Source organism: Kitasatospora sp. NPDC057692, assembly GCF_042799475.1.
Classification (GTDB): Bacteria; Actinomycetota; Actinomycetes; order Streptomycetales; family Streptomycetaceae; genus Kitasatospora.
Genome location: NZ_JBHVIV010000081.1, coordinates 18,040 through 38,282, shown reverse-complemented (window position 1 = coordinate 38,282; position 20,243 = coordinate 18,040). Strand labels below are relative to the sequence as shown.

Here is a 20,243-nt window from a genome sequence, read left to right as displayed (position 1 = left end):
CCTCCCCACGGGCTGACCCCCGGGGCCGGGGGGGGCGCGTAACCGTTCCCGCGCCCGCCCGGGACCGGCGGCGCTCAGCGCGCGGGCACCGGGAGGACCAGCTCCCAGGTGTCCACCGCGAAGTCCGCCGCCATCCCGTGCGCCTCGTAGAGGCCGAGCGCCCCGGTGGCGTTGGCGGTGTCGACGCCGAGGGCGACCCGCTCGCGGCCCAGGGCGGCGTAGTGGCCGAAGAAGTGGCGCAGCAGGTAGCCGCCGAGGCCGCGGCCCCGGGCGGCGGGCAGGACGCCCAGGCGGTCCGCCCAGCCCCGGCCGGCGCGGTCGTCGCGGGTGCGGAGCACGGCCACGTCGCCGACGCCGTCCAGGGCGGCGATCCAGGTCAGCGACCAGTCGAGACGGTCGCCGTCGATGTCCTCCCACCACTGCTCGAAGGTGCGCGGCCGGAAGTCGAAGTCCCCGGCGAAGGTCTCCTGTTGCAGCCGGTGGGCGGCGCGGCGGTCCTCCTCGCCGCGGCAGTCCCGCAGGGTGACGCCGGGCGGCGGCGCGGGGACGGGGTCGGCCCGCGGGTCGACCGGGCGCGCCATCACGTGGTAGCGGCGCACCCGTTCCCAGCCGCGCTGCCGGATCGCCCCGGTGTCGAGCGTGGGCCGGGTGTTCAGCAGCAGGTGGAGGACGGCCCGGGAGGCGCCGTTGGCCGCCGCCCGCTCCACCGCCCGGCGCTCCATCAGCGCGAACAGGTGCAGCGCGCCGGCCTGGTGCTCCGGCAGGACGTACTGGTCGAGGTCGATCCGCTCGCCGCCGGAGCGGTCCCGGACGAGGCCGTAGCCGACCAGTTCGTCCCCGTCGGCGAGCAGCCAGGAGTCGCGGCGCAGGTCGGTGTCCGGATGCTCCAGGTCCGCCCGGACCTCGGACAGTTCGGTCTCCGCCCGGCCGATCTCCAGCAGGTCCACCCGGTTGAGCAGGTCGCGGACGGCCGGGGCGTCGTCCGGCACGGCGGGCCGCACGGTGAGGCCGGCGGGCGGGAGGTGGGTCGTGGTCATCCTGGTGGTTCTCCTGGTCGGGGCCCGGGGTGCGGCCGGCGGGTGCCGGAGGGCCGTCCGGACAGCGTGCCCGACCCGGCGTGCAGAACGCGTGCAACCACCGCGTACGCTGCACCGCTCGGGGCGGTGCGAGGGAAGGGGCGGCGGATGGCCGGTCGGGGTTGGCGGTTCGGCGTGCTGGGACCGCTCGCGGTGCACCACGACGGGCGGGCGCTGCCGCTGGGCGGGGCGCGGCAGCGCACCGTGCTCGCCACGCTGCTGCTGGCCCACGGGCGGCCGGTCCCGGTGGCGGGCCTGGTCGAGAGCGTCTGGGACGGCCGCGAGCCCGCCAGCGCGGTCAACACGCTGCAGAGCTACGTCTCGCGGCTGCGCGCCGTCCTCGCCGACGCCGCGGGGAGCGCCGACGCGGCGGCGCCGCGGCTGCTCGGCACCGCCGGCGGCTACCGCCTGGACCTCGGCCCGGCCGGGGAGCACGGCCGCGGGCCGGACGAGGAGGTCCTCGACGTCCGCCGCTTCGAGCGGCTGACGGCCGAGGGACGGGCGCGGCTGGCGGACGGCGACCCGTACGGCGCCCGCGCGCGGCTCGTCGAGGCGCTCGGCCTGTGGCGCGGGCCGGCGCTCGCCGACCTGCCGGCGGTGCCGCGCCTGCAGGCCGAGGCGGTCCGTCTGGAGGACCTCCGGCTGGCCGCCGTGGAGGCGGCGGCCGAGGCCGAACTCGCCTGCGGGCAACCGGCCGCGGCCGTCGACCGGCTGTGGCGCACGGCCGCCGAGCACCCGTTGCGCGAAGGCCCGCAGGCCCTGCTGATGGACGCGCTGTACCGCTCCGGGCGGCAGGCGGAGGCGCTGGCGCTCTACGACCGGACCAGGCGCCGGCTGGTCGAGGAACTCGGCGTCGAGCCGGGCGCCGGCCTCACCGCCGCCCACCGGGCCGTCCTCCGCCAGGAGCCGCCCCGGCCGGACCTCTTCACCACCGCGGTCGCCGCCGCGGCGCCGGTCCGGCCGTTCGTCCCGCACCGCTTCGAGGTGCCCGAGCGGCTGGAGGGCCGGGGCTTCCTGCTGCGCCCGATCACCATCCGCGACCTCGCGCAGGACCACGCCCTGGTGACCTCCGCCCAGGTGCAGCTCCGGCAGCAGTTCGGCCAGGCCTGGAACTGGCCCCCGCCGGACCTCACCGAGGAACAGGACCTCGTCCAGCTCGCCTGGCACCAGCACGAGTTCACCCGGCGGACGTCCTTCGCCCTGGCGGTGGTGACACCGGGCGACGGGCGTCTGCTCGGCTGCGTCCACCTCGATCCCCCGGGCGATCCCCGGCACGAGGCCGACCTCTTCTTCTGGACCGGCGAGCGCCCCGGCTCCGCCCTCGACCGCGACCTGTCCACCGCCCTCGACCACTGGCTCACCACCCGTTGGCCCTGGCAGCGCGTCGCCCGCCCCGGCCGCACCGACCCCTGGCCGGCCGCCCCCGCCTGACGGAGCGGCGGCGACCGGGCGAGGCGTCGGGGCCGCCGGGGCGGCCCGGGTCACGCGGACTGCACGGACTGCACGGACTGCGTGGCCCGGGCGGACGGTGCGGCGCCGACGAGCGCGGCGCCGCGGTCGGCGCCGGTCAGCGCCTCCAGCAGCAGCCGCCAGGCAGCGTCGTACCCGCTCGGGCCGGTGCCCTCCGGCAGGCCGAAGGCGACGTGCGGAGCACCGTGCAGCACGGCCAGCAGCAGTTGGGCGACCAGCTCGGGCGGCCGGGGTGCCATACCGCCCTCGCCCTGGGCCCGGCGGATCAGGGCGACCAGGCCGCGCTGCACCTCCTCGAAGATGTCCGGCGCCTCGGCCGGGGACGGCCGGACGGGATGCGGCCACGCCGGGTCCGGGATGTCGGTGGCCAGCCGGAGCGCCGCCCGCAGGCGGACGTCCTCCCGCAGCCGGTGCGCGAGGTCCAGCACCAGCCCCTCCAGGACGGCGGCGGCCTCGGCGCCCGGGACGTCGCGGGCCAGCCGCATCTCCTCCCAGACCATGCGCGACTGCGACACCAGCGCACCGGCGAGCGCGCGTTTGGACGGGAAGTGCCCGTACAGCGCTCCCTTGGTCATCCCGGTCCGCTGCGCCACCGCGTTCAGGGTGGCCCGGCTGTAGCCCTGGGTGGAAAACTCCTCGGCCGCGGCGTCCAGCACCTTCTCCCTGGTGCGCCGCGCCCGCTCCTGCTTCATCATGTGCCCTCCCTGGGGGAAGAACATACCTTTCTGAACGAATGTTCTCAGCGGGGCCCCGGGTACTCCGGTCCTCCGCACATCCGACGGAATCCCATCGGTGACCGGCCGTCAGTTCATCCGCGCCCGCCCTCCGCCGCGAGGACCGCCTGCGCGTAGCCGCGCGCCGCGGCGTCGGCGTCCAGGGTGCGGTGCACCGCCACGGCCGTCGCGTCCCGCCAGGCGCGCTGCAGCACCGAGCCCGGGTCCTGTGCCCCCACCCCGGCCGCGAGGAACAGCGTGTCCACCGCCTCCCGGCAGAGCGCGGCGGCCGTCGCGGCGTCGCGGCGGTTCTCGGCCACCGCCAGGGCGGTGACCTCGCCGCGGTCGGCCCGTTCGGCGGCGCCGTCCAGCAGCAGTTCGGCCATCCGGATCCTGGCGGACGCCCCGGCCAGCACGGTGTGCGCGGCCGGGTGCGGAGCGGCCGCGCGCCGGGCCCCGGCGGTCCACTCGCGCAGCGCCGCACGGGCGATGCCGAGCAGCGGGGCCGCGAAGACCAGTGCGGCGACCATCGGGTAGGGGACGGTGTGGCAGCGGGCGGCGCCTTCCTGCGGGGCGAGCAGCGCCTCCAGGACGAGCGTGCGGTGACCGGGGACGTGGACCGCCCTGGCGGACACCGAGGTGCTGCCGCTGGCGCGCAGGCCGGCGGAGTGCCAGGTGTCCAGGACCGTCAACTCGCCCCGGGGCACGGCGAGGACGCGGTGCTCCCGGGTGGCTTCGCCGCCGGTCCAGGCGGCCAGCAGGATCCACTCGGCGTGGTCGGCGCCGCTGGCCAGCCGCCACTCGCCGTCCAACTGCCAGCCGTCGCCGCAGCGTTCGGCCCGGCCCTGGGGCGGGACGACCGCCGCCGCGATCCGCGCGTCCGGCCCCTCGGCCCACAGGTCGCGCTGCCCCTCGGGCGGGAGGTAGGCGGCCAGTCGGCCGTGCGAGGCGTACAGGGCGGCGCACCAGGCCGCACCCGCGCAGGACTCGGCGAGTTCCGCCACGGCGGTCACCAGGGCGCCGAACTCCCCGGCGGTGCCGCCCCAGCGGCTCGGTACGAAGTGGCGGGGGAAGTGCGCGCTTCGGATCCCGGCGGCGACCTCCTCGGTGAGCCGGCGGTCGGCCTCCGCCCGCGCGGCGTCCCGCCGGGCCAGGCCGGCGAGTTCGGCGACGGCGCGAGTGGTGAGGCCGGTGAGGCCGGCGCGACCGCTGCGGCCGGTGTCGCTCTCCCCCGCGCGGTGGTTCAGCATGCCGTCTCCGGGAAGCTCAGGCGGGCCTGGGCGATCGGGCGGCCGTCCTGGACGGCGCGCACCCGCACGGTGCCGTCCGCAACGGGGGCGGGGCCGGACGCCGGACCGAGGCCGGGGCCGGGACCGGGGTCGGGGTCGGGGTCGAGGCCGGGGCCGGGGCCGGGGCCGGGACCGGGGTCGGCGAGCACGGCGATCGGGGAGCCGCGCTCCCCGAAGGCGAGGAACTCGGCATCGAAGGCGCGCAGTTCGCTGTCCGCCGCGCCGCCCACGAGCGCGCCGGCGGCCTGGCGGAAGGCCTCCACCAGCACCATGCCCGGCACATGGTCCACGGCGTGGTCGAAGAGCGCCGGGTGGTCCTCGAACGGCCGCAGCCACCACCGGTCGGCGCGCTCCGGGTCGGCCGCCAGCAGCACGTCCCGCGCACGCGTCCGCCCCGTCGGCACGGCGACCGGCGGCGGCGGGGCGACCGGCAGCGGCACGGCGACCGGCGACCGCTCCGGGGCGGCGGCGGCCCCGGCGGACCGTCGCCGGAGGACCGCGTAGCGCTCGGGCGCCAGCACCTCCCAGCGCAGCCGCACGCGCCCCACCGGCCGGTGCCCGGCCCAGGCGACGCCGTCCAGCGCGAACCGTTCACGGCCGGGCGTGGGCCGCCGGGCAACGGCCGCCCGGCAGTCCAGGTCCAGGCCGACGTCCAGGCCGTCCGGGCCGATCGGCGGCAGCGGCCGGTCGAGTTCGACGGCGAGGCCGTGGAGGACGAAGGGGTGCCCGTAGGTACTGGCGTGGAAGCGGTGGGCCAGGTGGATCGCGGCCTGGCGGACCGTCTCGGCGAGCAGCACCGGGTCGGCGGCCGGACCGTCCCGGTGGCCGAGGTGGTGGTCGCGCTCCCAGAGGGCCGCGACGGCGAACCGCTCCTCCCCCAATCGCGCCGAGTCGGTCAGCAGGACCTCGGCGGCCGCCGCCTTGTGCACCGCCTCGCGCGGCAAGTGCCGGTCGAATCGAAGGCCCCGCCACCCCGCGCGGAGCGGCAGCCGGTGCCTCGCGGACACAACCGATGACAGAACATTCATGAATTCTCCCTCCCCCACGGTCGCGAAGGCCGCGGCAGGCCCGCTACATTGCGGTGCCCCGAAAGCGGTGCGACAGCTCAGGAACATACCTTCTGGAAGGTTTGCCGTCGAGGTGGGGATTCCCGCCACCATGTCCAAATCGCCCTGACCGAAGCCTAGTTGACCCGACACCTACCCAGCCCGCCTACCCACCCTTCAGGAGCCGACCATGCCCGAACCCGACCAGGCGACCCCCTTCCGGGTGCAACCCATCACGACCCGGCGCGGCCCCGATCCGAAGCAGGACCGGGCGGCCCGCACCAGGATGCTGGTGCTCACCGCGGCCGCCGAACTGTTCACGGCCCACGGCTTCCGCCACACCTCGGTCAAGGACGTGGCGGAGCGGGTGGAGATGACCAAGGGCGCGGTCTACTTCCACTTCCCGACCAAGGAGGCCCTGGCGGTGGCCGTGGTCGAACAGCACTACGCGCGCTGGCCGGTGCTGCTGGCGGCGGTCACCGCCGAGGGGCACGGACCGCTGGAGACGGCGGTCCGCCTGCTGGAGGGAGCGGCGACCGCCTTCCGGGACGACATCGTCGTCCAGGCGGGCGCCCGGCTGCAGATCGAACGGCCGCAGATCGACGCCGAGTTGCCGACGCCCTACGTGGACTGGACCCGGCTGCTGGCCACCCTGCTGGTGCGCGCCGAGGCGGCGGGCGAGCTGCGCAAGGGGGTCTGCCCGCAGGCGGCGGCCAGGTCCCTGGTGGCCGCGTTCTTCGGCACCCAGCACATCTCGGACGTCCTGCACGAGCGGGCGGACATCGTTGAACGCTGGTCGGAGACGGCCGAGTTGCTGTTCCTGGCGATCCGCGCCGCCCCCACGCCGTGACGCCCGCCGCCTGGCGGCACAGGACGGCGGGGCCGACCCGCCGGCCGGCCCGCCTCGGCCACCCCGTCCGTCCCGTCCGCCCGGACTACGGCCGCGCCGCCGACCGGCCCGGCCCCGCGGCGGGCGCCGCCGCGGCACCGTCCCGGACGGGCGCGGCTTCCCGGGTGGTCGCCCGGGCCGTGGCGGCGGCCGCCCTGGCGAGCACGGGCGCGGCGAGCGGGAACCAGCGCCCGCCCAGCAGGGCGATCGCGGCGCTGCCGACGGCGCCGCCTGCGGCCGTGCCCAGGTAGAGGGCGCTGCTGTTGAGCGAGATCAGCAGCTGGGCGTTGCCCGGGTCCAGCGAGGCGAGCCGGTGCGGCAGCGCCACCGAGACCGCCCACCCGGCCAGCGGGGTGACCACGGCGTAGGCGAGCGCGCCGGGCATCGAACGCCCCGCCCAGGGCAGGGCGAGGAACGCGGCCGCCGCCACCGTGCTGCCGACCAGCAGCACCCTCCGGACGCCGACCCGGTCCACCAGCCGCCCGCCGAGCCAGCTGCCCGCCACCGAGGCGAGGCCCGAGACCAGCAGGACCAGGCTCAGCCGGTCGGCCCGCCCTCCGGTGGCCGGGGCGACCGCGGTGGCGAGGTAGATGTAGACGGACTGGAAGGCGAGGAAGAACACCAGCGTGGTGGAGGCGGCGCCGAGCACCCGCCGGTCGCGCAGCGGCGCCAGCCGGTCCCGCAGCCCGGGCGCGGCGGCGGGCACCGGCAGCTCGCGCAGCAGCAGCGCCAGACCGGCCAGGGCGGCCGCGCTCAGCGCGGTGACCAGCCACATCGTCAGCCGCCAGTCGGTGCGCCCGACCCAGGTGCCGAGCGGCACGCCGAGCGCGGTGGCGACCGTCATGCCGCCGAGCACCGTGGCCAGCGCCCGGCCGCGCCGCTCGGGGGCGACCAGGGTGGTGGCGACCGCGTTGGCGGTCGGGGTGTAGAGCGCGGCACCGGCGGCCGCCAGCACCCGGGTGGCCAGCAGCGTCCCGTACGTGGGGGCGAGCGCGCTGAGCGCGTTGGCGGCGCCGAAGACGGTGAGCGCGACGAGCAGCAGCCGCCGGCGCGGCCAGCGGGCGGTGAGGGCGGCGAGCGGCGGGGCGAGCAGGGCGTAGCCGAGGGCGAAGACGGTCACCAGCTGGCCGGCGGCGGTGACCGAGACCCCGAGGTCGTCGGCGACCGGGCCGAGGATGCCGGCGGTGACCATGGTGTCGGTGCCGACGGCGAAGGTGCCGAGGGCGAGCAGGAGCAGGCGGACGGGCACGGCGATCCCCCAGGAGCGGACGTGGTCGGACGCGGCGCCGCCGGGGGCGCCGCACAGCCGGGCGCCACATTGTTGGACGCCAAGGCAACAGTTTGATGCTCGCCAAACAGTACGGATTGGTGGATGATTGTCAAACCGTCCCGTTCGCGCACCCCGCCCCGCGCCCGACCCCGAGGAGGCCGCCGGCCATGTCCACCGACGATCGGCTGCCCCAGCCCTCCCCCGCCGAGATCGACCTGGTCACCGTGCTTCACGCGCTCGGCGACCCGGTCCGGATGCGCCTGCTGGCCAGCTACGCGGACGGCGCCGAGCACTCCTGCGACCCGCGCCACCTCGGCCTGGAGCACCTCCACAAGTCGACCGTCTCGCACCACATGCGGGTGCTCCGCGAGGCCGGCGTCACCACCACCCGGGTCGCCGGGCGCAACCGCTACGTCTCGCTGCGCCGCACCGACCTCGACGCGCGCTTCCCCGGCCTGCTGGACGCCCTGCTCACCGCCGCCCGGGCCCCGGCGCCCTGACCGGCACGGCCCCGCGGACCGCCCGTCCGGCCGCACCGGACCGGCGCCGCGCCCACCCGCTCGGTAGCGTGGCCGGGACGGCAAGGGCGCGCCGGCACGGCGAGGGCGCGGATCAGCGGAAGGCCGGGCGGGTGCGATGGTCCAGGACCTCGGCGGCGAACTCGATCTCGGCGGGCTGCGCCGGGTCTACGGCACCCCCGGCCACCGCCTCTTCTACCTGCTGGTCTGCCGCCGGGCCCGGCACTGGGGCTGGACCGAGCCCGGCCAGTCCAAGTGGCGCTGCTGGCGGGCGCAGCGCCGGCTGGAGGACGTGCTCGGAGGCAAGCTCGCGCTGGCGCCCGGCTCCCGGGTCCTGGACGCCGGCTGCGGCTCGGGCGTCGTCGCGCGCCGGCTCGCAGCCCGCCGCGGGCTGCGGGTCACCGGCGTCGACCTGCTGGACTTCCACGTCCGCGAGGCGCGCCGGCTGAGCGCCCGGGCCGCCCTGGAGGACCGCACCACCTTCACCTGGGGCGACTTCCACGACCTGGAGTACGCGGACGGCTCGTTCGACGGCGTCTACTCGATGGAGACGCTCTGCCACGCCCGCGACCCGGCCCGCGCCCTGGCCGAGTTCCACCGGCTGCTGCGTCCCGGCGGGCGGCTGGTGCTGCTCGGCCCGGTGGCCGTCCCGCTCGCGGAGATGCCCGACCGCCAGCGGGAGCTGCTGGAGCCGTTCCTCGACGCGATGGTGCTGCCCGGCGCCCGGCGCTACACCACCCGCACGCTCGGCGCCCTGGTCACCGGCGCCGGGTTCCGGCTGGAGGAGGAGCTCGACGCCACCCGCTACTACCTGCCGACCACCGAGGCGCTGTACGCCTACTTCCGGCTGCCGTACGCGGTGCTGCGGCGGTTCGGGGCGACCGAGCAGTGGCTGGGGCTGCGGTCCACGGTGGAGATGTACGAGCTGCGCCGACACGTCGCCTGGATGGTGCACACCGCCGTCAGGGACGGCTGAACGCTCCTGCGGTCAGCGCGCGGCGCCCAGCATCCTGAGCACCAACTCGGCGTAGCGACGGCCGAGTTCCTCCGGCGTCTCGCTGCTGCGGTCGGTGTACCAGCGGGACACGTCGATCCCCAGCGAGGTGACCGCCCGGGCGGCCGTGCGCACCTCGGCGACCTCGAAGGCCCCGGCCGCCCGGCCCGCCTCGATCAGCGCGGTGACCTCGCGCTCGATGTCCAGCCGCAGCTCCGCGACCACCGCGTAGGCGTCCCGCGGGAGCGCGTGCAGCTCGTAGTTGACCACCCGGCCGACCGTCCGCGCCCGGGCCTGCCAGGCGGTGAACTCCTCGACCAGACGCCGCATCCGCTCCACCGGGTCGCCCTCGCCGGCCGTCGCCGCGCGGACCAGTTCGAGCGTCGCGGTGTGCCCGGCCCGGCTGATCTCGGCGAGCAGGGCGGCCTTGGACGGGTAGTGGATGTACAGCGCCGCCGGGCTCATCCCCGCGCCGGTGGCGATGTCGCGGGTGGTGGTGGCGTGGAAGCCGCGCTCGGCGAAGGACTCCACGGCGGCCTGGAGCAGCCGGTACGCCGCCTCCGGGCGGGCGTCGGCGCCGCCGGACAGGACGGGCCAGAGGTCGGCGATGGGCGTGCTGGTCATGGCGCCATCCTCGCAGATCGGCCGACCGGGCGGCCGGACGGGCGTTCGGGCCGCGGGGCCGCCGCGGGCTGTTGACAGGGTCCCGCACCGCCACCATGCTGAGCAAGCGCTTGGTCAGGGCGCGGCCGGCGGCACCGCCGGCGGCTCGACCGGCCGCACTCCACGCCGAAAGGACCCCGCGGTGAACTCCTTCAAGGGCCGGGTGGCCGTCGTCACCGGATCGAGCCGGGGCATCGGCCTCGGCATCGCACGCGAGCTGGTCGCCCGGGGGGCCAGGGTCTGCCTGACCGCCCGCACCCCGGAGCCGCTCGCCGAGGCGGTCCGCGACCTCGGCGGCCCGGGGGTCGCGATCGGCGTCGCCGGGCGCTCCGACGACCCGGCCCACCAGGAGGAGGCCGTCACCCGCACCCTGGAGGCCTTCGGACGGCTCGACCACCTGGTCAACAACACCGGCATCAACCCGGTGTACGGCCCGGTGCTGACCGTCGACGAGGCCGCCGCGGCCAAGATCCTCGCCGTCAACGTGCTCGCCCCGCTGGCCTGGACCCGCCGTGCGCACGCCGCCTGGATGGGCGAGCACGGCGGCTCGGTGGTCAACGTCGCCTCGGTGGCCGGGATCCGGGCCTCGCCCGGGATCGGCATGTACGGGGTCTCCAAGGCCGCGCTGATCCGGCTGACCGCCGAACTCGCCGCCGAGCTGGGCGGCCAGGGCATCCGGGTCAACGCCGTCGCCCCCGCCGTGGTGAAGACGAAGTTCGCCGAGGCCCTGTACGAGGGCCGCGAGGAACAGGTCGCCGCCGCGTACCCGCTGGGCCGGCTCGGCGTGCCCGAGGACGTCGCGGGCGCCGTCGCCTTCCTGCTCTCCCCCGACGCCGGCTGGATCACCGGCCAGACCGTGGTGCTGGACGGAGGCGTGACCCTCGGCGGCGGCCTGTGACCGGCGACCGCCCGGTGTCCGGGAGCCGGGCACCCCGCCGCCGGTCGGGCCCGCGGCGGCTCACCGGGCCGCACCGCCACCGGCCGCGACGACGTCCGGGGCCGGGCGCGGAGTGCGGCCGCCCCTGACGCCGGACCGGCTCTCCGACGGCCCGTCACTTCTCGAAGCGGATCTCCGGGAAGCGCGGCGAGGGCCCGTCCAGCAGGTGGTCGTCGTGGCCGCGCAGCCAGCGGTCGAGGAAGGAGGCGACGTAGGCCCGGGTGGCGAGCACCGCCCGGGCCGGCCGGACGTCGCCGAGGTCGCCGCGGACGGCCTCCTCCGGCACCGCGCCCTGGCGGGCGAGCTGGGGCAGCAGCGACTGCGCGTCGGTGTAGGAGCCGTGCCGGGAGCGGAGCAGGGTGACGTCCGCCTTCCAGCCGCGGGTGTGCCGCCAGAAGGCGGCCCAGCCGGGCTGGTCGGCGTAGGGACCGGAGTCCGGGTTCTCGGTGCCCATCAGCAGGAACGGGCGGTCCAGGCCGTCCTCGGCGACACTGCTCAGGAAGGCCCCGGTGCCGTCCGGGCCCGGGAAGTGCAGCTGGCCGTCCAGATTGACGCCGGCCTTGATCCGGGGGTCGTCGTGCATCGCCTGGGCGGCGGTGAAGCCGCCGGCGGACTGGCCGACCATGCCGATCCGGCCGAGGTCCAGCGAGGCGGTCAGGGCCGCCGGGAGCCGGCCGTCGGTGCGCAGCGCGGTCAGCTCGTCCAGGACGAAGCGGGTGTCGGCGACCCGGACGGCCAGCGCCTTGCGCAGCAGCGCCCCGATGTCCAGGCCGGGCCGGGCCGCCAGCGCGGGGAACACCGAGGTGGCGAGCCGGCCGTCCGGGAAGGCCACCTCGGAGGCCTCGTAGGGGTGGTCGACGGTGACCACGACGTAGCCGCGCGAGGCGAGGTCCTCGACCAGGCCGGTCCCCCAGGTGCGGGGGTCGCCGAGCCCGGCCGACCAGAGGACCACCGGGCGCGGTCCCGCGCCGAGCAGCGGCGGGGCGTCCGGTCGGGCGTGGGTGCGCACCCAGGTCCAGTCGGTGCGGTCCGGCGCCGCGCCGTAGTTGAAGACGGCGGCGCCGTCCGGACCGCCGAAGTGCCGGCCGGCGCTCGGCACCATGTAGGGCGCGCGCTCGCTGCCGTGCGCCGGGCGGGTGGCCGGGTACCAGAAGCTGACCATCAGTTCGCGGGTCCGCCCCGGCGTCCAGGGGTCCTCGCGGCCGGGGTCGACGAGGCGCAGCGCGGTGGTGCCGACCGGGTACGGGCCGGTGGGCCGCGGCAGGGCGGCGGTGGCCCGGCGCTCGGTGACGGCCGGGGCGGCGGAGGCGGGCGCCGCCGCCCCGGCCGCGCCCAGCACGGTGGTGGCCGCCAGCGCGACGGCGACGCCCCTGCGCAGTCCCCGCAGGCTCCGCGGGCTCCGTGCGTCCTGTCCCAGGCCCCGTTCGCGCATGGCCCCCAACTCCCCGTCTCCCGTGCGGCGGCCCGCCGCCCGTCGCGGCCGACCCGTACGGCGACGGTACGGGCCGGGCCGGTGCGCGGGCGTCATACCGCGGTGCCAACCCGCCGGGTGATACCCGGGTATGACCTGGCCGGGGGTGTCGCACCGGAGTGCCAGGCGGACGGGGCCCAGGCGGACGGGCGGGCCTGGCGGTGCGGCCGGGCCCACGTGGGCGGCCGGGCCCGGATGGACGGCCTGGCCCAGGCGGCCGGCCTGGCCCAGGCGGCCCGGCTCAGCGGTGGCGGCGCGGCTCCCGCCGGGCCAGCGAGCGCCTGTGGACCTCGTCCGGCCCGTCCGCCGGCCGGATCGTCCGGCTGAACGCCCACAGCGCGGCGAGCGGGGTGTCCTGGCCGACCCCGGCCGCGCCGTGCGCCTGGACGGCCTTGTCCAGGATCCACTCGACGGCGCCCGGGGCGGCGATCCTGATGGCCTGGATCTCGGTGTGCGCGCCCCGGTTGCCGACGGTGTCCATCAGCCAGGCGGTCTTGAGCACCGGCAGCCGCACCTGCTCCCGGCCGCCGCGCCGCCCGTCGACCACCGCCGCGAACCCCCGCCGACGCTCCGCCTCCCGCCGATTCCGGCCGACCGTCCCGGCGGTCCCCGGCGGACCGCCACAATGAGCGCCATGAGGTTGATCCACACCGTGCTCGGCGTGCTGCTCCTGCTGCTCGTCATCGCCAGCATCCTGCGCACGCTCGTCGTCCCGCGCGGCCTGTACTCCTCCCTGGTGCACGGGCTGTGGCGGTTCCTGCGGACGGCGCTGCGGCTCGCCGCCGCACCGTTCGGCACCTACCGCGCGCAGGACCGGGCGCAGACCTGGCTGGCCCCGCTGATGCTCACCGGCATGCTGGCGGTCTGGCTCGGCGGCATGCTCGTCGCCTACACCCTGATACTGCACGGCACCTCCCAGCTGGACTGGGCGGTCTCCATCCGCGAGGCGGGCTCCAGCCTCTTCACCCTCGGCTTCGCCAGCGGCGAGCGGCTGCACCTCTCGCTGATCGACTTCCTCGCCGCCGCCAGCGGCCCCCTGGTGATCGCGCTGCAGATCGCCTACCTGCCGACCCTCTACGCCGCCTACAACCGGCGCGAACTGGAGGTGACGCTGCTGCAGTCCCGGGCCGGGGAGCCGGCCTGGGGCCCCGAACTCCTCGCCCGGCAGTCGCTGGTGGACACCGAGACCGCCCTTCCCCAGCTCTACCGGGACTGGGAGCGGCTCGCCGCCGACATCGGCGAGAGCCACTCCAACTACCCGGTGCTGATCTCCTTCCGCTCCCCGCGGCCCAACCGCAGCTGGGTGGTCGGGCTGATCGCCGTGATGGACGCCGCCGCCGTCCACCTCTCCGTCTGTCCGCGCACCGCGCCGCCCGAGGCGCGGCTGGTGCTGCGCGCCGGGTTCACCGCGATGCGCGACATCGGCCGCTCGCTGCGGGTCGACTTCGACCCCGACCCGGCCCCGGACGCGCCGATCCGGCTCGGCTACACCGAGTTCGACGCCGCCGTGGCCATGCTCGCCGCCGCCGGATTCCCGCACGAGCGGCCCGCCGCCGAGGCCTGGCCGCACTTCCACGGCTGGCGGGTCAACTACGAGTCGCTGGCCTACGAGCTGGCCCGCCGCAGCGACGCCGTCCCCGCGCTGTGGACCGGCCCGCGGGACTTCCGGGCCCCGTCCATCCCCCCGGCCCGCCCGGCCGACCGCCGGCCCGCGGCCGGGCACGGGCCGTGAGCGCGGCCACCCCACGACCCCGGCCACCGGAGATCGGGGGCGGTCAGGGGCGGTCACCGGCGGCCGCGCGCCGGGGCGAGGAGGTCACCCGGCCTTGCGCTGGGTGAAGCGCAGCATGTTGCCGGCCGGGTCCCGGAAGGCGCAGTCGCGCACGCCGTACGGCTGGTCGATCGGCTCCTGGAGCACCTCGCCGCCGGCGGCGCGGATCCGCTCGAAGGTCGCGTCGCAGTCCTCGGTGGCGAAGACGACCGCCCGCAGCAGGCCCTTCGCCAGCAGCTCCGCCATCGCCCGCCGGTCGGCCGGCGAGGCGTTCGGGTCCGCCAGCGGCGGCTCCAGCACGATGCCCACGTCGGGCTGCGCCGGGGCGCCGACCGTCACCCAGCGCATGTTCTCGAAGCCGACGTCGTCGCGCACCTCCAGACCGAGGACGTCGCGGTAGAAGGCGAGCGCCGCGTCGTGGTCGTCGACGGCGATGAAGCACTGCGAGAGCCTGATGTCCATGGGACTCACGCTACGGGCGGGGCGGGGGATCCCGCTTCTCCGCTCGCACCCCTCCGGCCCTGCGCAGGGCGGGTGACGGCGGTCCCCGCCGGCTCCCCTATGCTCGGCGCCATGTCCACCGAACACTCCTTCGACTGCGCCTGCTGCGACGGGCGGCACGACGGCCCGCCGCGCTCCTACGGCGCGCCCGCCCCGGTGAACTGGAAGCCGCGCTACGCCCGGCGCCGGGACAGTGAGCTGACCGCCGACCAGTGCGTGATCAAGGGCCGGGAGTTCTACGTCCACGGCCTGATCGAGATCCCGGTACTGGACGGCGGCGACCCCTTCTCCTGGGGCGTCTGGGTGTCGCTGAGCGAGCCGAACTTCGCCCGGATGCACGACCTGTGGGAGGACCCGGCGCGGGAGCAGGAGCCCCCGTACTTCGGCTGGCTGATGACCGCCCTGCCGGTCTACCCGGATCCCACGCCGCTGCTCAAGACCCACGTCCGCACCCGGGCGGTCGGCGTGCGCCCGCTGATCGAGCTGGAGCCCACCGACCACCCGCTCGCCGTCGAGCAGCGCGAGGGCATCACCGCCGACCGGGTGCGGGAGTTCGCCGACCTGCTGCTCGGCGGCTGACGGCGCACCGGCGCACCCGGTCGCGGAGGGCGCGGCGGTCGCGCAGGGCGCGGAGCACCGCAGCGGTCCCGGCCGTCAGACCTCGACGAGGGCGCCGGTGGCCAGCGAGCGCTCGGCGGCGGCCAGGATCTCGACGGTGCGCAGGCCGAAGGCGGCCGAGCAGGGGTGCGGCTCACCGGTGCGCGCGGAGGCCGCCAGGGCGTCCAGCGCCCGGTGGAAGGCCGCGGCCGGGCCCTCCCCGCGCGCGGGGAGCTGGACGGTGCCGGACTCGCCGCGCAGCTCCATGCCGGTCCCGCCGCCGGCGACCGGGGCGGTCAGGCTCAGCGCGAGGGTGCTGGAGGCGCCGCCGGCGTGCCGCAGCACGAGGTGGACGGTGTCCAGCGGGCCGGCCACGGCGGTGACGGCGGTGGCGTCGCCGAGGACCGGAAGCAGCACCGAGAGCGCGTGCGGGCCGACGTCCCAGAGTGCGCCCTTCTCCTTGCGCCACGGCGAGGCCGCGTACGGGCTGGTGGAGTCGGGGGCGAACACCGAGCCGAGCCAGTCGGAGCGGCCGGTGAACCAGCCGCCGACGGCCGCCTGCTCCTCGATCCACGGCAGCTGCTCGCCGCCGAAGCGGACGGTGAAGAAGACCACCGAGGCGACGCGGTGCGCCTCGACCGCCTCGACCACCCGGCGCGCGTCGGGGACGGTGAACGCCACGGGCTTGTCGAGCAGCAGGTGGCAGCCGGCCTCGGCGGCGCGCACGGCGAGGTCGGCCTGCACGGTCGGGGGCAGCGCGATGCTGACGGCGTCGACCTCGGCGAGCAGCCGGTCCAGGTCGGTGTGGCCGGGGACGCCGTACCGCCCGCCGAGCGCCTCGGCCGCCTCGGGGCGGCGGCCCCAGACGCCCGCGAACTCGACGCCGGGGTGCTCCGCCAGGACGGGCGCGTGCACCCGCTCCGCCCAGGTGCCGGTGCCCAGGAGTCCGATCCGCATGCTGTTTCCCACTTCTCCGTCGTGTTCGGGTGTCGGTTTCACGCGAACGCCGCTGCCGGAGGGACGTCCGGGCAGCGGCGGGCGTGACGGTCCGGGTGGACCGGGTCCGGGGGTGACCCGGGGCGGTCCGGCCGGGCCGGACCGGTTCGCACCGGGTCGGGTCTGTCAGTCCGCGGCGGGCGCGGTGATCGTCGGGGTGGCGGCCGCCCCGGTCTGCGCCGCCGCCGCGTCCTCGGCCTCCTGGGCCGCGGCCGCCTTCGCCGCCCGGCGCTTGATCAGCCACGCCGAGAAGGCGCCGCCGGCCGCGGCGACGAGCAGGCCGATCCAGGAGAACTTCGACAGCCACTGCTCGGCGACCTTGCCGACCTGGTAGACCAGCAGGGTGGTGCCGCCGGCCCAGACGATGCCGCCGAGGACGTTGGCGATCAGGAACTTCCAGTACGGCATCTTCAGCGCGCCGGCGAGCGGCCCGGCGAAGATGCGCAGCAGGGCGATGAAGCGGCCGAAGAAGACCGCCCACATGCCCCACTTCTGGAAGGAGCGCTCGGCGGTGGCCAGGTGCCCGGGGCCGAAGTGCTTGGGGAACCTCCGCCCGAGCTTCTCGAAGAGCGGCTTGCCGCCCCTGCGGCCGATCGAGTAGCCGATCGAGTCACCGATGATCGCGCCGAGGATCGCGCACACCGCCACCCAGACCGGGCTGACCACACCGCGGGCGGACAGCAGGGCGGCGGAGACCAGGGCGATCTCCCCGGGGAGCGGGATACCCAGCGACTCCAGTCCGATGATCAGTGCGACCAGGGCGTACACCGCGCCCGGTGGTACGCCTTCGATCCAGGCGTCGATGTGCAGCAAGGCCAGTACCTCCGTGGCAGAACGGGACCCGCCGCGGCCCAGGCCGGGACCCGATCCGGTTCCCGCGGTCCGCACGCCGTCCCGGCGTCGTCCGAATGGCGGCACCAGGCCGCTCCCCGAAGGTGCAGCCTAACGTGCCGGGCGGCCCGTCCCCCCGGCCGATCACCCCTGGCTACGACGTACGGAGCCGTCCCGCGGTTCCGGGGACCGCTCCTCGGTCCGCCGTCGGCGGGCCGCCCGTCCGGTCGCCCGCGAACCGTGCGGCCCCCGGCGGCCGTATGAACTGATCAACGACATATGCAGCCGTGTGATACAAGGGTGGCCGCCGCGGACCGCGCCGCGGACCGGTGTGCCGGCAGCCACCCGGCGCCGGAGGAACAGGGCGCGGACCGGGCCCACAGGGAGGAAGAAGGACCGATGCAACAGTTGACAGCGCCCGCCGAGCCGGAGGAGCGGGGCGGCGACACCGCCACCGCCCCGGCGACCGGGCGCACCGAGCGGGCGGCCCGCCGCTTCGAGGAGCTCCGAGGGCGCCGGTGGTTCTGGCCGGCCGCCCTCGCGGCCGGATACGTCGCGGAGGTGCTCTTCCGGCTCGTGCTGGCCCGCGGCCTGACGTTCCCGTCGGTCCACCCGGACGAGGAGTCCTACCTGGTCCTGGCGCGCGTCCTGGCCGGCCGGGGGTCCACCGAGATGCCGGTCGGCGTGGTCATCCCCGGCGGGTACGCCCTGCTGATCTCCCCCGCGCTGTGGATCGCCAACGACCCGGCGACCGCCTACAAGCTGGTCATGGGGATCAACGCCCTGGTCAGCGCGCTGGTCCTGCCGCTCGCCTACGTCGCGCTGCGCCGCCTGGGGCTGGACCGCCCGCTGGCCTACCTGTTCGGCGCGGCGACCGCGCTGCTGCCGCCGGTGGTCTTCTACGCCCACCACGCCATGACGGACGCGCTCCTGCCGGCGCTGATCCTGGCCTGGCTGCTCTGTCTGCACGGCTGGCTGCTCGACGGCCCGCTGCGCCGCCGCGCCTGGTACGCCGTCGGCGCGGGCGCCCTGGCCGGGTACGCGATGGCCACCCACGACCGGGGCGGGGTGGTGGTGGCCCTCACCGCCGCCGTGTTCCTCGGGGTCCTGGTGTTCCGGCTCGCCCCGTGGCGCAGCACCGTGGCCGGTCTGGGCGCGCTCGCCGTGGCGGTGGCCGGCGCGGAGGCGCTGGCGGCGTGGCTGCACGCGCAGTTCACCGTCGAGAACAGCGACACCGGCGGGTACCTGTGGCGGGGCCTCACCGATCCGGAGGCCGCCCAGCGGACCCTGACCAGGACGGTCGGGCAGATCTGGACCTTCATCGTCTCCACCTGGGGCATCGGCGGCCTGGCCGTCGTCGTCTGCGTGGTGGCCGTCTTCCGGAGCCGGTTCGCCCGCGCGGACCGGATCGTCGGCGGGACGATGGTGGCCCTGCTGGTCGGCACCGCCCTGGCCGCCGCCGCGGCGCTGCCCGACGACGGCCGCGTCGACGACTGGGTCTACGCCCGGTACACCTCCTACCTCGTGCCGGCGGCCTTCGTGACGGGCGTCGCCGTGCTCCACCGGTGCAGCCGGCGCGCCCTCGCCAAGGTGGCGGTGGCCGCGGCCGTGCTGACGGTGGTCCTCGCCGAGGCGGTCATCCTCTCCGCGGGCGGCAAGCTGCACAGCGACCGCTTCGTGATCTGGGGCATGCCGGACATCTCGTTCCTGGCCAGCGAGTGGAACCGGCTCGCCATGGGCCGGACGACCGCGGCCGCGCTGATCCTGCTGACCGCCGTGGTGCTGATGCTGATCGCCGGCGGCCGGCGGGTGCTCTGGGCGACCGGCGCGGCCCTCATCGCGTTCGCCGCGTTCGCCACCGCCACGATCACCGACCAGGTCACCCAGCCGCACCACAAGCAGCGGGTGTCGACGGCGAGCGGCTTCACCCGTGCCGCCGGGCTGAAGCCGCACGACAGCGTGGTGTTCACCTGGGACGTCGACTGGCCGTTCCGCAGCACCCAGGCGTTCCAGGTCTACCTGGGCCGGGTCTGGTACCGCGACCCGCGCTGGCAGCCCCTCCCCGCGGAGGCGACGGCGCTGGTCACCCCGGTGCCCGCCGAGGGCCGGCCGGAGGACTACTGGCAGGGCCACCCGGCCGAGTGGTACGTCGAGCGGACGGACCCCGCGAAGAAGTGGGTGCTCTGGCGCAAGCGCTGAGCCGCCGCACGCCCCGGCGAAACCCGACGCCCCCGGAGTCCCCGACTCCGGGGCGTCGGCATCTCCGGGGCCGGGGTCGTTCCCGGCTACACCGGCCCGGCGTGCGCGCGCTCCGCGAAGCGCAGCGCGATCACCGACGGGCGGCCCTTGACCCGGGCCGCGGCCGGCAGCAGGGCGCGGACGATCCCCCGCCCGCCCTCGGGGTAGACCTCGCGCACGTCGACGACCCCCGGGTGGGCGGTGGCCAGCTTGGCCCGCTCGTCCGCGTCCATCCCGAAGGGCATCGGCGGCGCCTGGTAGTGGCGGTCGCGCAGCCGGCCGCGCACCGCCCGGGCGCTGAACCAGCGCGGAACCGTGTCGCACACGAACGACGCCCCGGGGAACCGCTCGGCGCAGGCCGCGAGCAGCGCCCGAACCTCGGCCGGGCGCAGGTACATCAGCAGGCCCTGGGCGCTGATCAGCACGCCCTGGGCCGCGGCCGCCGGGTCGACCGCGTCCATCCAGGCCGGGTCGGTGGCCGAGACGGGCAGGATGCGGTGCCGCTCGTCGGGCGGCAGCAGGCGCTCGCGCAGCGCGGCGGTCTCGGGCAGGTCGACGGCGAGCCAGCGGGCGCGGCCGTTGTCGATCCGCCAGGCCTGGGTCTCCAGGCCCTCGCCGAGGCCGACGACCGTCCCGCGCGGGTGGCGGGCGAGGAAGTCGGCCACCTCGCGGTCGAAGCAGCGCGCCCGCAGGCCCTGGAGCTGGGAGACCAGGGGGTTGCCGCCGAACCGCTCCGCGAAGGGGAAGTCGATCCGCTCGACCAGGTCCAGGGCCTTCGGGTCGTGCAGCACGGTGTCCGGCCGACGGGCCTCCACGGCCCGGTGCCAGAGCGTCCACAGCGCCGTCTCGGGCACCGCCGCCAGCTCCGGCCGCTCCACGCTGCTCATCTCTCGCTCGCTTCCTCGGACGTGGCGGGCGTGCCCGCGCGGACCCGCCGATTCTGACACCGGGGAGCGCGCGGACGACGGTGCGC

Annotated in this window: 19 protein-coding genes and 1 pseudogene; 8 read left to right on the top strand and 12 right to left on the bottom strand. The window is 76.6% G+C overall.

The genetic code is table 11. The features are described from left to right. Positions 1–74: 74 nt before the first annotated feature. Entirely contained in the window at positions 75–1,037 is a 963-nt protein-coding gene (locus ACFVFS_RS32825; protein WP_380628507.1) for a GNAT family N-acetyltransferase, read from the bottom strand. A gap of 147 nt (positions 1,038–1,184) precedes the next feature. On the opposite strand from ACFVFS_RS32825, the gene ACFVFS_RS32820 reads away from it, so the two are divergent. Further along, positions 1,185–2,507 (top strand): BTAD domain-containing putative transcriptional regulator, encoded by a 1,323-nt coding sequence (locus tag ACFVFS_RS32820; protein ID WP_380628506.1) that lies wholly within the window; start codon positions 1,185–1,187, stop codon positions 2,505–2,507. Positions 2,508–2,557: 50 nt separating this feature from the next. On the opposite strand, the gene ACFVFS_RS32815 is transcribed toward ACFVFS_RS32820, so the two are convergent. From ACFVFS_RS32815 to ACFVFS_RS32805, 3 genes are all read right to left on the bottom strand, one after another. Then, complete coding sequence (locus ACFVFS_RS32815) at positions 2,558–3,241, bottom strand: TetR family transcriptional regulator (RefSeq protein WP_380628505.1); 684 nt, start codon at positions 3,239–3,241, stop codon at positions 2,558–2,560. 113 nt (positions 3,242–3,354) lie between these two features. Continuing rightward, complete coding sequence (locus tag ACFVFS_RS32810; protein ID WP_380628504.1) at positions 3,355–4,509, bottom strand: oxidoreductase; 1,155 nt, start codon at positions 4,507–4,509, stop codon at positions 3,355–3,357. After that, positions 4,503–5,492 carry a ScbA/BarX family gamma-butyrolactone biosynthesis protein gene (locus ACFVFS_RS32805; RefSeq protein WP_380628503.1) on the bottom strand — a complete coding sequence of 330 codons (990 nt, stop codon included), beginning with the start codon at positions 5,490–5,492 and terminating at the stop codon, positions 4,503–4,505. The genes ACFVFS_RS32810 and ACFVFS_RS32805 overlap by 7 nt, the downstream gene beginning before the upstream one ends. 292 nt (positions 5,493–5,784) lie before the next feature. Between ACFVFS_RS32805 and ACFVFS_RS32800 the strand changes: the two genes are divergently transcribed. Continuing rightward, the gene (locus tag ACFVFS_RS32800) at positions 5,785–6,444 is read left to right on the top strand and encodes a ScbR family autoregulator-binding transcription factor (RefSeq protein WP_380628502.1); all 660 of its coding nucleotides are present in this window, start codon (positions 5,785–5,787) and stop codon (positions 6,442–6,444) included. Positions 6,445–6,529: 85 nt separating this feature from the next. Here ACFVFS_RS32800 and ACFVFS_RS32795 read toward each other — a convergent pair whose 3' ends face one another. Then, positions 6,530–7,732 carry an MFS transporter gene (locus tag ACFVFS_RS32795; RefSeq protein WP_380628501.1) on the bottom strand — a complete coding sequence of 401 codons (1,203 nt, stop codon included), beginning with the start codon at positions 7,730–7,732 and terminating at the stop codon, positions 6,530–6,532. A 188-nt stretch (positions 7,733–7,920) separates the two neighbouring features. Between ACFVFS_RS32795 and ACFVFS_RS32790 the strand changes: the two genes are divergently transcribed. Together ACFVFS_RS32790 and ACFVFS_RS32785 are read left to right on the top strand one after the other, a co-directional pair. After that, positions 7,921–8,253: an ArsR/SmtB family transcription factor gene (locus ACFVFS_RS32790; protein WP_380628500.1), complete on the top strand. Its 333-nt coding sequence runs from the start codon at positions 7,921–7,923 to the stop codon at positions 8,251–8,253. A gap of 136 nt (positions 8,254–8,389) precedes the next feature. Further along, the gene (locus tag ACFVFS_RS32785; RefSeq protein ID WP_380628499.1) at positions 8,390–9,247 is read left to right on the top strand and encodes a class I SAM-dependent methyltransferase; all 858 of its coding nucleotides are present in this window, start codon (positions 8,390–8,392) and stop codon (positions 9,245–9,247) included. 12 nt (positions 9,248–9,259) lie between these two features. Here ACFVFS_RS32785 and ACFVFS_RS32780 read toward each other — a convergent pair whose 3' ends face one another. Further along, positions 9,260–9,889, bottom strand: coding sequence for a TetR/AcrR family transcriptional regulator (locus tag ACFVFS_RS32780; RefSeq protein WP_380628498.1), 630 nt, complete (start codon positions 9,887–9,889; stop codon positions 9,260–9,262). A gap of 181 nt (positions 9,890–10,070) precedes the next feature. On the opposite strand from ACFVFS_RS32780, the gene ACFVFS_RS32775 reads away from it, so the two are divergent. Then, positions 10,071–10,826 carry an SDR family oxidoreductase gene (locus ACFVFS_RS32775; RefSeq protein WP_380628497.1) on the top strand — a complete coding sequence of 252 codons (756 nt, stop codon included), beginning with the start codon at positions 10,071–10,073 and terminating at the stop codon, positions 10,824–10,826. A 154-nt stretch (positions 10,827–10,980) separates the two neighbouring features. Here ACFVFS_RS32775 and ACFVFS_RS32770 read toward each other — a convergent pair whose 3' ends face one another. Both ACFVFS_RS32770 and ACFVFS_RS32765 read right to left on the bottom strand, forming a co-directional pair. Then, positions 10,981–12,297 (bottom strand): alpha/beta hydrolase family protein, encoded by a 1,317-nt coding sequence (locus tag ACFVFS_RS32770; RefSeq protein ID WP_380628496.1) that lies wholly within the window; start codon positions 12,295–12,297, stop codon positions 10,981–10,983. 280 nt (positions 12,298–12,577) lie between these two features. Further along, positions 12,578–12,856, bottom strand: a pseudogene (locus ACFVFS_RS32765) (acyl-CoA dehydrogenase family protein); the annotation flags it as partial. A gap of 114 nt (positions 12,857–12,970) precedes the next feature. Between ACFVFS_RS32765 and ACFVFS_RS32760 the strand changes: the two are divergent. Beyond that, positions 12,971–14,068, top strand: coding sequence for a hypothetical protein (locus tag ACFVFS_RS32760; protein WP_380628495.1), 1,098 nt, complete (start codon positions 12,971–12,973; stop codon positions 14,066–14,068). An 84-nt stretch (positions 14,069–14,152) separates the two neighbouring features. Here ACFVFS_RS32760 and ACFVFS_RS32755 read toward each other — a convergent pair whose 3' ends face one another. Then, positions 14,153–14,569, bottom strand: coding sequence for a VOC family protein (locus ACFVFS_RS32755; RefSeq protein WP_380628493.1), 417 nt, complete (start codon positions 14,567–14,569; stop codon positions 14,153–14,155). 111 nt (positions 14,570–14,680) lie between these two features. On the opposite strand from ACFVFS_RS32755, the gene ACFVFS_RS32750 reads away from it, so the two are divergent. Next, complete coding sequence (locus ACFVFS_RS32750) at positions 14,681–15,187, top strand: DUF2199 domain-containing protein (RefSeq protein WP_380628492.1); 507 nt, start codon at positions 14,681–14,683, stop codon at positions 15,185–15,187. 75 nt (positions 15,188–15,262) lie between these two features. On the opposite strand, the gene ACFVFS_RS32745 is transcribed toward ACFVFS_RS32750, so the two are convergent. After that, positions 15,263–16,162 carry a Gfo/Idh/MocA family protein gene (locus ACFVFS_RS32745; RefSeq protein ID WP_380628490.1) on the bottom strand — a complete coding sequence of 300 codons (900 nt, stop codon included), beginning with the start codon at positions 16,160–16,162 and terminating at the stop codon, positions 15,263–15,265. 165 nt (positions 16,163–16,327) lie between these two features. After that, the gene (locus ACFVFS_RS32740) at positions 16,328–17,011 is read right to left on the bottom strand and encodes a DedA family protein (RefSeq protein ID WP_380628509.1); all 684 of its coding nucleotides are present in this window, start codon (positions 17,009–17,011) and stop codon (positions 16,328–16,330) included. 420 nt (positions 17,012–17,431) lie between these two features. On the opposite strand from ACFVFS_RS32740, the gene ACFVFS_RS32735 reads away from it, so the two are divergent. Continuing rightward, positions 17,432–19,231 carry a hypothetical protein gene (locus ACFVFS_RS32735; protein WP_380628489.1) on the top strand — a complete coding sequence of 600 codons (1,800 nt, stop codon included), beginning with the start codon at positions 17,432–17,434 and terminating at the stop codon, positions 19,229–19,231. Positions 19,232–19,317: 86 nt separating this feature from the next. On the opposite strand, the gene ACFVFS_RS32730 is transcribed toward ACFVFS_RS32735, so the two are convergent. Further along, positions 19,318–20,157, bottom strand: coding sequence for a class I SAM-dependent methyltransferase (locus ACFVFS_RS32730; RefSeq protein ID WP_380628488.1), 840 nt, complete (start codon positions 20,155–20,157; stop codon positions 19,318–19,320). Positions 20,158–20,243: the final 86 nt, after the last annotated feature.

Coding starts and splice junctions, on each gene's coding strand:
- ACFVFS_RS32825 (WP_380628507.1), bottom strand. CDS start 1,037: ATGACCACGACCCACCTCCCGCCCGCCGGCCTCACCGTGCGGCCCGCC.
- ACFVFS_RS32820 (WP_380628506.1), top strand. CDS start 1,185: ATGGCCGGTCGGGGTTGGCGGTTCGGCGTGCTGGGACCGCTCGCGGTG.
- ACFVFS_RS32815 (WP_380628505.1), bottom strand. CDS start 3,241: ATGATGAAGCAGGAGCGGGCGCGGCGCACCAGGGAGAAGGTGCTGGAC.
- ACFVFS_RS32810 (WP_380628504.1), bottom strand. CDS start 4,509: ATGCTGAACCACCGCGCGGGGGAGAGCGACACCGGCCGCAGCGGTCGC.
- ACFVFS_RS32800 (WP_380628502.1), top strand. CDS start 5,785: ATGCCCGAACCCGACCAGGCGACCCCCTTCCGGGTGCAACCCATCACG.
- ACFVFS_RS32790 (WP_380628500.1), top strand. CDS start 7,921: ATGTCCACCGACGATCGGCTGCCCCAGCCCTCCCCCGCCGAGATCGAC.
- ACFVFS_RS32785 (WP_380628499.1), top strand. CDS start 8,390: ATGGTCCAGGACCTCGGCGGCGAACTCGATCTCGGCGGGCTGCGCCGG.
- ACFVFS_RS32780 (WP_380628498.1), bottom strand. CDS start 9,889: ATGACCAGCACGCCCATCGCCGACCTCTGGCCCGTCCTGTCCGGCGGC.
- ACFVFS_RS32770 (WP_380628496.1), bottom strand. CDS start 12,297: ATGCGCGAACGGGGCCTGGGACAGGACGCACGGAGCCCGCGGAGCCTG.
- ACFVFS_RS32760 (WP_380628495.1), top strand. CDS start 12,971: ATGAGGTTGATCCACACCGTGCTCGGCGTGCTGCTCCTGCTGCTCGTC.
- ACFVFS_RS32755 (WP_380628493.1), bottom strand. CDS start 14,569: ATGGACATCAGGCTCTCGCAGTGCTTCATCGCCGTCGACGACCACGAC.
- ACFVFS_RS32750 (WP_380628492.1), top strand. CDS start 14,681: ATGTCCACCGAACACTCCTTCGACTGCGCCTGCTGCGACGGGCGGCAC.
- ACFVFS_RS32745 (WP_380628490.1), bottom strand. CDS start 16,162: ATGCGGATCGGACTCCTGGGCACCGGCACCTGGGCGGAGCGGGTGCAC.
- ACFVFS_RS32735 (WP_380628489.1), top strand. CDS start 17,432: ATGCAACAGTTGACAGCGCCCGCCGAGCCGGAGGAGCGGGGCGGCGAC.
- ACFVFS_RS32730 (WP_380628488.1), bottom strand. CDS start 20,157: ATGAGCAGCGTGGAGCGGCCGGAGCTGGCGGCGGTGCCCGAGACGGCG.